The organism is Capilliphycus salinus ALCB114379, assembly GCF_047276495.1.
Taxonomy (GTDB): domain Bacteria; phylum Cyanobacteriota; class Cyanobacteriia; order Cyanobacteriales; family Microcoleaceae; genus Capilliphycus; species Capilliphycus salinus.
Genome location: NZ_CP178543.1, coordinates 1791048 through 1804377 on the forward strand (window position 1 = coordinate 1791048; position 13330 = coordinate 1804377).

8 protein-coding genes are annotated in these 13330 nt (G+C 42.7%); 1 reads left to right on the forward strand and 7 read right to left on the reverse strand.

Translation table 11 applies throughout. The features are described from left to right. Positions 1-96 precede the first annotated feature (96 nt). A complete protein-coding gene (locus tag ACL6C3_RS07470) occupies positions 97-5298 on the reverse strand; it encodes a response regulator (RefSeq protein WP_413166538.1) in 5202 nt (1733 codons plus the stop codon). Between the two features lie 356 nt (positions 5299-5654). Between ACL6C3_RS07470 and ACL6C3_RS07475 the strand changes: the two genes are divergently transcribed. Further along, positions 5655-6176 carry a DUF4330 domain-containing protein gene (locus tag ACL6C3_RS07475; RefSeq protein WP_413166539.1) on the forward strand — a complete coding sequence of 174 codons (522 nt, stop codon included), beginning with the start codon at positions 5655-5657 and terminating at the stop codon, positions 6174-6176. 112 nt (positions 6177-6288) lie between these two features. Here ACL6C3_RS07475 and ACL6C3_RS07480 read toward each other — a convergent pair whose 3' ends face one another. The 6 genes from ACL6C3_RS07480 to ACL6C3_RS07505 all read right to left on the reverse strand — a co-directional run bounded on the left by ACL6C3_RS07480 (position 6289) and on the right by ACL6C3_RS07505 (position 13256). Continuing rightward, complete coding sequence (locus tag ACL6C3_RS07480; protein WP_413166540.1) at positions 6289-8124, reverse strand: hypothetical protein; 1836 nt, start codon at positions 8122-8124, stop codon at positions 6289-6291. Between the two features lie 256 nt (positions 8125-8380). Then, positions 8381-9106 carry a precorrin-2 C(20)-methyltransferase gene (locus tag ACL6C3_RS07485; protein WP_413166541.1) on the reverse strand — a complete coding sequence of 242 codons (726 nt, stop codon included), beginning with the start codon at positions 9104-9106 and terminating at the stop codon, positions 8381-8383. A 255-nt stretch (positions 9107-9361) separates the two neighbouring features. Continuing rightward, positions 9362-9625 carry a hypothetical protein gene (locus tag ACL6C3_RS07490; protein ID WP_413166542.1) on the reverse strand — a complete coding sequence of 88 codons (264 nt, stop codon included), beginning with the start codon at positions 9623-9625 and terminating at the stop codon, positions 9362-9364. 8 nt (positions 9626-9633) lie between these two features. Then, positions 9634-10575 (reverse strand): homoserine kinase, encoded by a 942-nt coding sequence (thrB, locus tag ACL6C3_RS07495; RefSeq protein WP_413166543.1) that lies wholly within the window; start codon positions 10573-10575, stop codon positions 9634-9636. 99 nt (positions 10576-10674) lie between these two features. Then, on the reverse strand, positions 10675-10941 hold the full coding sequence (locus ACL6C3_RS07500; RefSeq protein WP_413166544.1) for a hypothetical protein: 267 nt from the start codon (positions 10939-10941) through the stop codon (positions 10675-10677). Between the two features lie 1004 nt (positions 10942-11945). Next, on the reverse strand, positions 11946-13256 hold the full coding sequence (locus ACL6C3_RS07505) for an aminopeptidase P N-terminal domain-containing protein (RefSeq protein WP_413166545.1): 1311 nt from the start codon (positions 13254-13256) through the stop codon (positions 11946-11948). Between the last annotated feature and the right edge of the window lie 74 nt (positions 13257-13330).

Below are 13330 nucleotides of genomic sequence, written 5' to 3' on the forward strand. Positions count from 1 at the left end.
TAAACGTCAGCTAGAACTTACTGAGCGACTTGAGAAGGGGACAACTTTTATCAAGAAATCAATTCTCTCTCATTCTCGCTATTCCCGATATTCAGCTTACTCTTCTGTTTTGATTTCTTCACGCAAAGCCGCTTCAACTTTTTGCCATTCCGCCTCAATTTCTGAGAGTCGTTGAGCCGCAGCGCCAGAAACAAAACATTCAACTTCTGTTGAGTTACTTTCCATTCCCATACGCCCCATATATTCTATTTCTTTACACAATTGAGAAAATCTCATCGCCCCCAATTGAGCGCTACTCGATTTAAGCGTATGAGCCGATTCTTTAAGAATTTTTGCATCTTGAGACTGAACCGCGATGCGAATTCCGTCAATATGTTGAGGGGCTTCGTTGAGATAAGTTTCAATTAAAATATCAACAAACGGATCATCTTCATCATCGTATTCTCGCAAATTTTGTAAGATTTTATCATCAATAGAAGGCAGATCGGAAAGGGGTTGTTCGTTGGGTGTAGTTGTCATTTGAGGTGATGAGCCGTTATGAGATGAAGGTGATTCTAAACTGTAGGATTGTTCGGGAGTAAGCGGATATAAAGGTTGACATTTTGCTAATGCTTGAGCCAATTCTTCTCGACGAACGGGTTTGGTGATATAGTCATCCATTCCCGCAGCCAAACACATTTCGCGATCGCCTCGCATGGCATTAGCAGTCATGGCAATAATTTGAGGTTTTCTCGGGCGTTCATCGGTACCATCGCCATATTCTTGGCAGATACGACGGGAAGTTTCTAAGCCATCCATTTGGGGCATTTGTACATCCATCAAAACCACATCATAGGGTTGTCGTTTGAGTGCATCTAATACTTCCACGCCATTCCCCGCAATATCCGCTCGATATCCTAATCGTTGTAATAATTTAGTTGCCACTTTTTGATTTGTGACATTATCTTCCGCCAATAGAATTCGTAATGCGGCGTGATTTTGAGGCGGATCAAGAGGCCCGGAATCGTCGCTTAATTTTAACCCATGAGTTGAATTCTCAGTCGTTTCGTGATCGGCAAAAATCTGAACTAATGTGTTATAAAACTGAGATTGTTTGAGCGGTTTATTGACAAAGCCGGCGCAGTTAATATTGGTGCGTTCGATCCGTTTAACAATGTTCGTGTTGCTGGCATAGTTAAAGAGAACTAAATGAACGGGTTGTCGTTTGGGATTGTTGCGGCTTAAATCCTTTTCGAGTAAACGAATTTTACGGGCGAGTTCAATTTCATCGATATCGGGTAAGTTAATTCCAATAATCACTAAATCTAAGCAAGGATTCTCTTGAATACATTTTAAAGCATCAATTCCAGTTTTTGCAACTATCGGTTTCATTCCCCAAGTCTTAACCTGTCGGGTGAGAACGGTTTGATTAATCCCATGATTTTCGACGATTAAAATTTGCTTACCTGTAAATAAGTTATCCGCAAACTCATCGGAAAGTGAGGTTTCGATAGCGGATGATTTAATCGTAAAGTAAAAAATAGATCCCGTATTTTCCAAATTGGGAACTTGAAAAGATGGCGGAGGATTTCCGGTAATACTAGAAATCAGAGTTTGAGAGTTTGAGGATTTATGATCGGGTTCAACCCAACTCACAACCCACATTTGACCCCCCATCATTTCACTCAAACGTTGACTGATAGCCAAACCCAAACCCGTTCCTCCATACTGTCGGGTTGTAGAAGCATCCACTTGAGAAAAAGCTTTAAATAAACGGTGCATTCGATCCGGAGGAATTCCAATTCCCGTATCTTTAACCGCAAATTGAACTTCATAAGTAGGTTGAGAAGAAGAAGGTTGAATCTCGCTCTTTTCTGGAGACTCTTTAGACGGTTTACTTTCCGGTTGAATCAAAGTAGAACTAACCGAAACAATCACTTCGCCATGATTGGTAAATTTGACCGCATTACTGAGTAAATTGACTAAAACTTGACGCAAGCGGGTCACATCTCCAACCATAACTTCCGGCGTCTTCGGATCGACAATATAAGCCAATTCTAAACCTTTCTCGGAAGCTTTAGCCGAGAGTAAATCTAAAGATTCTTCAATACAAGTTCGCAGTTTAAACGGTTGATGTTCCAGTTCTAATTTACCCGATTCTATTTTAGAAAAATCCAGAATATCATTAATAATAGTCAGTAAAGCATCTCCGCTGGTGCGAATGGTTTCCACAAAATCCCGCTGTTCCGGATTGAGATTCATATCCAGAAGTAAACCCGTCATTCCAATGACCGCATTCATCGGCGTGCGAATTTCGTGACTCATGGTTGCGAGGAATTCACTTTTCGCACGACTGGCGATTTCTGCGGCGAGTCTGGCTTCTTCTAAAGCTTTATTTTTATCCGCGAGTTGCTGGCGACTTTTGACTTCAAATTCCAACAATTTAGCTTGGAAAAGTGTTAAACCGACTTGACTCGCAACATCTTCTAAAAACTCGACTTCTTGTTCCGTCCACTGTCGCGAATTATCACATTGATGCAACATAATAATCCCGTTGGGTTCGCCGTTGTAAGAGGTGCGAACCGCCAACATTGATTTTAATCCCATACGGCGACACATCGGCGCCGACGACTCCAGCAACGGGTCGGTAAACACATCGGGAGAAACCACCGCTTTATCTTCGTCGAGCAACCTTTCAATATAGGGATTATAATTGACCGAAATTTCTAAATTTAAAGTCGATTCGTAACCCACCTCTAAGTATTCAGCCACACAAGCCAAATGGGGATAAGGTTTGGGAATATAAGTATAAATCGAACAGCGATTCACCCCAAAAACGCGACCAATTTGAGTCGCAGTCGTTTGAAAGATTTCCTGAGTTTCTAACTTAGACCGCACCTTTTGAGTGATTTGCTTCATCAATAATAAATATTGATTTTGTCGCTGCAAATCTTGATGATTATTTTCGCGAGCGATTTCACTTCCGATATAACTCGCCATCAATTTTAGTATTTCTAAGTCTATCGGTTGGAATGAAGGGCGAGCTTTCCGACTCATAAAACTCAGGGTTCCATAGACTCGTCCTTCTACCTTAACCGGAGTTCCAATATAAGCTTCTAACCGTCGAATTGTATAGGCTTCGTGATTTTTCCAACGAGAATTTTTAATCGATTCAATACAAACAACATTATCGGCGCGCAACGCTTCCCGTTCAAAGGTTTGTTCTAGAGAAAAAGTATCTCCTTTTGTAAATCCGAAGGGGAAATCTTGGGATAAATAAGCCGAAATTACTTCGTAACGATCCGCCCGAATTCGACCTAATAAACCAATATCCATTTCAAAGCGATCGCATCCCATAATTAAGAGTTGATTGATGCGTGATTCAAAATTCGCACTAGAATTAATCGCAATTTCATAGAGTTGATTAATCACTTCTAATTTTTCGATAGCGGGTTCAGGACGCTGAGAATTAACGCATAAATTAAGCGTTCCGGTAATTCCAATCACCCGATGTTCGCTATTCCAAATAGCACAGGCTGAGAGTTCAACCCGTTGATAAAGGGAACTCTTATTATCAGATTTTAATGGATTTTTTTCTAGCGGTTCAAAAGCATTTTTAATCCGAATTTCCTGATGAATTGATTCTAATTCTGCTTGCCAAAGAGAAGAAAATAAAGAAGTCAATTTCAGGCGGTCATCTGGATGAAGATAATCCGTGAATAGCGTTCCCAAACTTTCCGAAACTAACAGTCCAGTTTGTTGAGTCCAGGTCGAATTTAAAAACGTTAATTTCAGTTCATTATCCAGTTGAAAACAGATAGATTTTAGATTAGTTTCTCTATCTTGTTCTGAGAAAATATTATCAAAATTTGAATATATTTTTTTACTAGAACTAATATCGGTATGGGTACCAATCATACGGATCGGCTCTCCATTTTCGCTCCAAATTGCCTGTCCCTGACAGAGAACCCACTTGTACTCACCATTTTTACATCGCATCCGATATTCTAAAATACAGGAATCTCTTTTTTTAGCAAAATATTCTTTGAGAGTCCCGTGAACCTTTTTCAAATCTTTACTATGAATTCGACCCAACCATTCTTCAATTTTAGTCGAAATTTCACCATCTTGATAACCCAACATTTCTTTCCAACGGGGAGAATAAAAAACATCTTGAGTCTTTAAATTCCAATCCCAAAGTGCATTTTGATTAACCGATAAAACCGATTTTAACTCCTCTTTTTGCCGGGAAACTTGAGGCTTGACTTGCTGAGATAAAGTTTTAATTTGTGATTTCATCTGTTGAACTTGTCGCTGCAAACTCAAAATAGTTGTGTGCATTGATTTCGGACAAAGCATCTGCAACAGTACGATTTGCGGCGATATAATATTAATCGGATAACCACTTTCATCAACAACAATCAGAGGCAATTGATTGTAATACTTTTGCATCAAACTAATCGCCGAGAGAACCGGAGCCTGCGATCGCATCAACAAAGGCGGCTTGTTACAAATCGCCCCGGCTTTAATTTGACTGATATCGAGTCCGAGTGCTTGCACTTGAATAATATCGCGACTGGTAACAATCCCCTTTAATTTACTGGTATTTTTCCGAGAAAACTGAGATTCTCCCGTCACATCAGAAGTCGTTTCCCGATTATAAGAAACCGTTTCTGTAATCACAACACAGTTAACCTTGTATTGAAACATCAACCGAGTCAAATAATCCACCCCCGCCTGATGAGAGGCGTGAACAATCGGAGTTGCATTGGCTGAAATTTGATTAATTTTAATTAAATGATCGGGAATAAAAGTCGGAGAACTAATAGAATAAATCGACTGAATATCCGAATCAGAAGAAGAACAAAGCCTTGAAGAATTAGACGATTGTGTATTGCTAGAACAGGCAATTTGAGCTTGAGCCAGTCTCAACAGATGAAGCGGCGTAATCACCCCAAACAATCCCCCAAAATCATCCAAAATCGGCAGATGATTAATTTGATGTTTATTCCAAAGAGAAACCAAAGCAAAAACATCGGGAAGTTCCGACAGTTGAACCGCGATCACCGATCGAATCATAATCCGTGAAATCGGAAATCCCTTCAAAGAATCGCCAATCGAATTAAGCTGAATAATATCGTGTTCGGTAAAAATTCCCAAAAGAGAGGGATTACACCCCAAAGCCTCCGGTTCCTCTACAATCAGCACATAGCTTGCACCCGTGCGACTCATTAACTGAATTACATCTTCAACGGGTGTTTCGGGTTTTGTAGTCACCGGATGACGATCAATGGCTTGAGAGATAGAGGGAATTAACATAGGAACGCGGTGAGAAGTGCTTGATGGTAGAATCTTGAGTCGGGAGACTAAAAAGGCATAGAATAACAATTTAGAAGGTATTGGTTATCGTTGCTGTTGGGTTTGACTCGGATTTTCAAAACAAAAGTGTTGTCGATGAGCGTGCCAGATGTAACTGACCCAGTAAGCGTGACAGCCAAGCCAATCTCCGATTGAGAGTGACCCTCTACTACCATTTTGACCTTTTACTTGCAATTGTTTCAGATTTATCCTGAACCTGTAACGTGTAACATAGTAACTGACAACTGACAACGGATCGTCGGTTACTGCTCCCCGACTGCTGTTGTGTCCGCTCTCAAGGAACTGTTACATTTTTGATGAATATATTAGATTCTAAAGGTCGCCTGTTTGGAAAAGTCAGCATTCTCGATATTGGTGCTGCTTTGGTAATTTTGATGGTGATTGTGGGAATATTTTTCTATCCCGGCACCTCCGGTTCGGTGGCTCAAGTCGGCGTCACCAGCAAACCCGTTGAAGTGGATGTCATTGCTTTGGGTTTGAAGGGACGTGACCCAAGCACCATGATCAAACCAGACGAAAAAACCAATTTGATTATCCGTAACCAACCCTACGGAGAGGTCAAAATTAAAAAAGCCGAGGTTTTACCCCGACTCATTCCCGTTGCTCAACCCGATGGGACCGTTAAAGCTCAACCCGACCCGACTGCTGAGTATACTTACAGCAACAATGTTTTAATGACCCTTGTCGGCAACGGTCAAATTACCGATACCGGTCCTGTTTTGGGTAATATTAAGATTAAAGTCGGCACCACTGTAGAACTCGAAGGCAAAGACTACAACTTCAATGCCACCGTGATTGATGTGCGAGTTCCATCCTAAAAACACAACCTTGGGGCGCTGTTGTTGGCGCCCTCATAAACTGCAAAATTTCCCGAATTTATCCCTAATTCATCAATTCTTCTGACTCAGCAGGTAGGGTATTTTCTGACGGTTATTCCATCGTTTCTGCTTCTGGAGTTACAGGTACTTCAGTGTCCGGTGGAGTTTCCAAAGCTTCCTGAGAGGATTCATCCATCGTTTCTGCTTCTGGAGTTACAGGTACTTCAGTGTCCGGTGGAGTTTCTAAAGCTTCCTGAGAGGATTCATCCATCGTTTCTGCTTCTGGAGTTACAGGTACTTCAGTGTCCGGTGGAGTCTGCAAACCCTCCTCAGAGGATTCATCCATCGTTTCTGCTTCTGGAGTTACAGGTACTTCAGTGTCCGGTGGAGTCTGCAAACCCTCCTGAGAGGATTCATCCATCGTTTCTGCTTCTGGAGTTACAGGTACTTCAGTGTCCGGTGGAGTCTGCAAACCCTCCTCAGAGGATTCATCCATCGTTTCTGCTTCTGGAGTTACAGGTACTTCAGTGTCCGGTGGAGTCTGCAAACCGTCGTCAGAGGTTGGAATAACAGGATCTTCCCCATTATCTTCAGACTCAGTTACCTCAGAAGTAGAATTATCCTCCGCCGGTTGAGGATCTCCCGGTATGACTTGGGGTGGCATTTGATCGGTAGAACTCGGCTGTCCACCACAATTTTCGCTGTTAAAACTAAAAGAATATTGATAAGCGGTAGGACCTCCTCCACCTGAACCTTCAGAGGCGGCAAACTCCCGCACCCTTTGAACCGCTTCGTTATCTAAAACCGGATATCCCGTATCTAACAACAGTTCGGGTCCTGCTAAAATCTCACCCCCAGAACCAACAACCACTCCCACCAATGCTTGTCCACTTAACTGTTGTTCGCAAGCTTCTATCGGATAGACATCCGATATAGAAATAGGCGAATCGGTTTGAATATCGGGATAACTTTCCTGCAAGCCCGAAACCCAACTCACATACAGACTTCCCCCTTCTATTCTTCTGGCTTGTTGATCGGAAACCTGCCCTTGAGGGCCTTGTTCGGGTTCCAACTCAAACGTCGGCCCATTACCAGGAGAATTAGCCGCAACATCGGTATTTTCTTCTTGACCTAAACCTTCTTGCAAACGTCGAAGAATTAATGGCGAAGACGGTTGAGAAGATTCCTGATTAGGATTACCACTGGCTAGTTGATCATTAAGCCCTTTTCGCGCAGAAACAGCAGGCGGTTTGTTTTCCTGTTGATTATCATATTTACTTTCTGGGTCAAGAACCCCACTTGCACTTAGCTGCTCTGGGTCTTGAGACCAAGGAATTTCTTGTCCTCCTAGTAGTTCCTCCCTTGTTCTCAGGTTGTCTAATTCTTGTGTCTTTCTATCGGTGAAACCACCGCCTTGTTGAGAAGGAGAGGGTGCAGGGGGAGTATTGATGGGAAAATTAGGAGGGATAGGGAAAGTTGAAAACGAATAACTCTCGTCGGGATAACTCTCGTCGGAATAACTCTCGGATGTCTCGGGATAACTACTTTGTGGATAAGAGGGTAAACCGCTTCCTCTGCTTGCAACTGAAGGGTCAACCGGAATGGTAAAAAACTCGGGCTGAGGGCTTGAAAACGTCGGAGAAGGAGGAGGAGGAGCGTTCGACGGAAATGAGGGGAGAGTCGGCCCACCGAGAATAGACGAAGGAACCGGGATCTGACTCAAGCCATATTTCGGCTGAGGGGGCGGATAAATACCACCAACTTGATCGGCGGATAATTCCACTAATTCCACACTGGGGGGAAGTTGAGCCGTGTTGGGAAATAATGGAATCTTCTCAATATTAACTGCAAAGAGGGCATGAATTCCCACCGAAGCGATCGCCGCTATTGCAGCAGGTTGACGCAATGATGCCAGTCCAGACCGAATGAAGGGTGTAGAAGAATCCATAATCACAACTTTAGAGGTTAGAAATTGACTCGCATCTATCAAGGCACGGGGAGAAGATTAACCGTCGCCCCCAGATGTGAACCGAGTTTGGGTTGTTCACTCTGATACTCTGTTATGTTATAGCAAGCTTGAGTCAGATCATCAGGGGAAAATCTTTTCGACTGTACGATCCGCGATCGCCAAACTCCCCTGAGCTTTAGCATTTCCCCAACGCTTGAGAACAATCGAGACACTCCAACACAATTGCGTCTCTACTTTAACGCATTTGCTGCACGATCAATAACGAAAAATAAGATAATTCTAAATTAGGGCGATCGCTTAACCCTCGATAAATCTTTTGCTGAGGGAGCGTCGCCCATTCTACCACGTAGGCATTCTCTAACAAGTCTCGCTGGTGTAAAACCTGCCAAACTTGAGAATACACCGAACTCACTTTCATCAACACCACAACATCCGCCTGTTCCAGAGTGGTTTCTAACGCCGCGATCGCGTACAATGCCGGTAACACGACTAAACGTTGATCTCGCACGGTTAGCGGAAGTCCGAGACTCGAAACCGCCGCCAAAGGAGAACAAACTCCGGGTATTGTCTCCACTTTCACTTCAGGACGCAATTGTTGTAGCGTTTGTGCCAGGTAAGTGAACGTACTGTAAAAACTCACATCCCCCTCACACGCAAACGCCACATTTTGTCCTTGTTTGAGATATTCCCAAACCTGTTGGGCGGCTTGTTGCCAAGCTTCGGTTAAAATAGTTTCGTCTTGGACGTAGGGAAATTTTAACGATAATTGGATTTGCTCGGAACTCAGCCAGGGTGCGATAATGGTTTGGGCTATACCCAATTTTCCGCGAACTCCTGCCGGAAACGCAACAACGGGGGCGGTTTTGAGAAGATTTAATCCTTTCAGTGTAATCAGTTCGGGATCTCCCGGCCCGACACTAATACCATATAAAATACCAGATGATTGGGGTGATTGGTTCACAACAAATAACTAATTTTTCTACTATTGTAGGTTGGGTTGAACCGCAGTGAAACCCAACAACTTCTAAGAAGGTTTTTCGAGTGTTGGGTTTCGTAGCCTCAACCCAACCTACTGGCTTATTTTTCCTCTATTGTAGGTTGGCTTGAACCGCAGTGAATTCCAACTTGAGAAAAAGGGATGTTCTAAAACTTGTGTTGGGTTTTGTAGCCTCAACCCAACCTACTTTACTGTATTTTGGGCGCAAGCCTTGCGCCCCTACAGAGGGTTTTCGAGTGCATCTTTTACCCGTTTAATTAATAGTTCCAAATGGGTTTCACAAAAACGTTCGGCTTCAGGAACACTCATTCCTTCTTGCAACAAAAACTCCTCAAAAGCATTATAAATCATTGCTTCGGAAATTTCCCTTTCTTCTTCTGTCACCGCCCAACGGTGTTCGATACAACCCCAGGCGATCAAATTAGCAAGTTTAATCTGTTTTGTGAGTTTACCGAGTAACTGATCAATTTCCGAAGCCGACATAAAACCCCTCAACTCTCCTCTACAACACGCGCCCCCCGACTGTCTATTTGTAGCGATCGCACTTCAACTTTAACACCAAATTCATGCCACGCCTCGGCCATCGCCAAAGCCACATCCGGCGCCGAAGTTACATCACTGAGGGCTAACAATGTCGGTCCGGCGCCGCTGATCGCCAGTTGGTAAGCGCCGGACGCGATCGCCGCTTTCTGTACCGCTTCGTAGCCTATAATCAAAGACTGACGGTAGGGTTGATGTATTCTATCCTGCATGGCGACTTGCAGCCATTTTCCCTTTCCGGTTTGCAAACCCTGCACTAACAAACCAAAATGGGCGGTGTTAAAAATGGCGTCGCTTCGACTATACTCGGTGGGTAAGACTTTACGGGCTTCAGCCGTAGACAGTTCAAAGTCGGGAATGGCAACAATCGGAATAATACTAGAATGCCACGCAATTTCGCAGATTTCCCAGTCCGTTTCCGATGCGGCGACCGAGAGTTGACAGTTTCCCAACAGCGCCGGCACCACGTTATCCGGGTGTCCTTCCATTGCGATCGCCAAGTTCATCACTTCCGTTTGACTCAGGGGTGAACCCGCCCATGCGTTAGCACCCACTAACCCTCCGACAATGGCTGTTGCTGAACTTCCCAACCCTCGGGCGAGGGGAAACCCCAAATTAATCTCCATTTGGACCGGAGGCGGAGATTGACCCAAATGCTGATAAACTCTCACAAAGGCTTGATAGGCGAGATTATCTGGGGTGGTTGATACGCGATCGCCATCAACCCCGGAAACGGCAATTTTCACCGGGTTCTCCCCCTGTTCTGGGTCGGGTGATTCCCATTGTGAGATCTTGAAAGTATTATACAACGTTAACGCTGCACCAATACAATCAAAACCCGGCCCCAAATTGGCGGTTGTCGCTGGAACACTAACAGTAACGGACTTGGACATTCTTCGTTTTTTGACCCACAAAAATCAGGATCAGCTATTATCCCTCCATTAGATTACCGCAATTTGATGATCCCTGACACCTTAACCGATGCGATCGGGTTAAGTATTTGAATCTCCGTTATTCTCATCTTCTGAATCTTTATCGCCGATGTTGAGATTCTTCTTAGAAGATTTAAGCTGTTTCCAAAGTTCTTTAATTCGGTAGTAAGCTTCTTCCGGTGTGATTTTCCCATTGGTTTCCAAACCACAAATATAGTTTACCTTGTGAGCAAACTCTTGGATATTGGAATTAAACACCAAGTTTTCCGGTGAGAATTCTCCCCGGTAGCGGCTTTTCGGATACAGAAATTTTTCACGTTCGTTCATATCGATCTCCAAATGATACAGCTAAAACTTTTGCAATCTTCTCGGGGAATAATCTACAAGCTCATCACTTTTGGTCTTTATCCCCGACCCTTGAATCTTTTTTTGATAGTAGAAACTTTTACTGGATTTTAATTTAAATCTTCTATTGTGCTTCTGACTATAGCATAACTTTTGTTCCCGTCAAGATCCTCCTGCTTTATCTAATTTAACAATTTTCTCAAACCCTGCGATCTTGATCGCTTTTTATTCACATTTTACCGAAGTTTTCCAGAAAAAATTATCGATTTTTAAGGGTTGTAATGGGGTTGTCTAGTTTTTGGGTTGGTTTGGCGATTCAATTGTTAAAGTTGATTTAAGGCTGATGGTTTTTAAATTTATGTCTTTGGGCTTATTTCTTAAGACAAACTCAGGAATAAAAGTCGAGAATTGTTCAAAAAGTTTACAGAATTAATAGGTTTGCGAATTTTATCTACTTTCTAGTTTCGAGAGTATACAGTCAAAATCGCCCAAAACAACGAAAACATCTTTACCCCTTGTTTTTTAAGTTTTATCCCCAAATAAAGATTCCGGATTTATACGGTTATGTTTGTTTTTTGAGACCGGATAAAATTTCGGAAATCCAAACGAAAATTGAACGGTATAGAAAATAATTTTTATTGATTTATAATCAACCCGCAAAGGTTTTGTACAGAGATAAAATTGGGTTTTATTTATAAAAATTCGCCAAATTATCAAATAATAAAAATTTTAAACGCGGCTAATATTTTTGTTTTTCGTGTGAATTTAGCGACGAACTCTAGTTTTAGCAAATTTTTCAAAACATCATCTCAGTTCTTTAGTCAAACCCGCCGATTATGTTTTCAGGTTCATCTACTATTCCTCGGTTTTCCACCTAATTTTTCAGTCGCCAACAAAACCCATAAACTTTATCAAAATCTAATCAAAATCTAATCAAAATCTAATCAAAAACCCGGTATCTCAAAAAACCGGGTTTGTCTATCTTTTTAAGCTTCCATCTCCTCAACAGACTTCGGTACACCCGCAGTTAAAACATCATAACCCCCAGACGTTACCAACACATCATCCTCAATTCTCACCCCAATTCCTCGCCAACGTTCATCCACTTCTGGCTGTCCTTCAACGGGTTTAATTTGAGGTGAAATATAAATTCCCGGTTCAACCGTTAACACCTGTCCCGGTTGCAAAGCTTGCGGGTTTTCTCCCCACTGATAAACCCCAACATCATGCACATCCAACCCCAACCAATGACCGGTTCTGTGCATATAAAACGGCTTATATTTTTCCTCTTTAATAATCTCCTCAATATCCCCCGCTAACAGTCCCAAATCCATCAAACCTTCAACAATTACCCGCACGGCTGCATCGTGAACATTTTTATAAGGATTACCCGGTTTCACCTGTTCAATCGCCGCCAGTTGCGCCTTTAAAACAATCTCGTAAATCGTCTTTTGTTCCGGCGTAAACTTCCCGCTAACGGGGAAAGTTCGGGTAATATCGGCGTTATAATAATTATAAGAAGAACCCGCATCAATTAACAACAAATCTCCCTCTTGAAGTTGTCGATTATTTTCGATATAATGCAAAATACAAGCATTCTGCCCGGATGCAATAATCGAAGGATAAGCCGGAGTTCCCCCATTCAACCCAAAAATATGTTCCATTTCCGCTTGAATTTCGTATTCATAGCGTCCGGGTTGGGCAAAATTGCGGGCGTGATTGTGCGCTTTAACGGAAATATCAGCCGCTTTTCGCATCAATTCTAACTCCGTTTCGCTCTTAATCAAACGCATCGAATGGAGAATAGTTCCCGCATCTTGTATTGCAATGGGTCCGGTGCCGTGTTTGGGATAAACCCGCATTAATCTTTGCCAATGTTTGAGAACCTTATTATTAAAAGCTTCATCGTGTCCCAAACGGTAAAAAATGCGATCAGCTTTTTGCAAATATTTCGGTAATTTTTCATCCAGTTCGGCGATAGAATAAGCCTCATCCGCCCCATAAACTTCTTTGGCTTTTTCTACCCCGGTTCGATAACCCGTCCAAGTTTCTTTTTCCAAGTCTTTTGGCTGTACAAATAGCACAAATTTATGTTCTTCGTGATGGGGTGCAAGTACAGCAACGGCGTTGGGTTCGTTAAAGCCGGTCAGATAGAAAAAATCGCTTTCTTGACGAAAAGCATATTCAACATCGTTGTGCATCACCGCCATCGGCGCACTTCTAAAAATTGCGGTACCGTTGCCGATTTTTTCCATTAACTGTTGGCGGCGTTGTTGATATTCTGCGGATGTGATCATTGAAGCTGTTGGATTTAAGATTAATTCTAGTTTAATATAAGCCGTGAGGTCAGGAGGCAGGAGGCAGAAGGAAA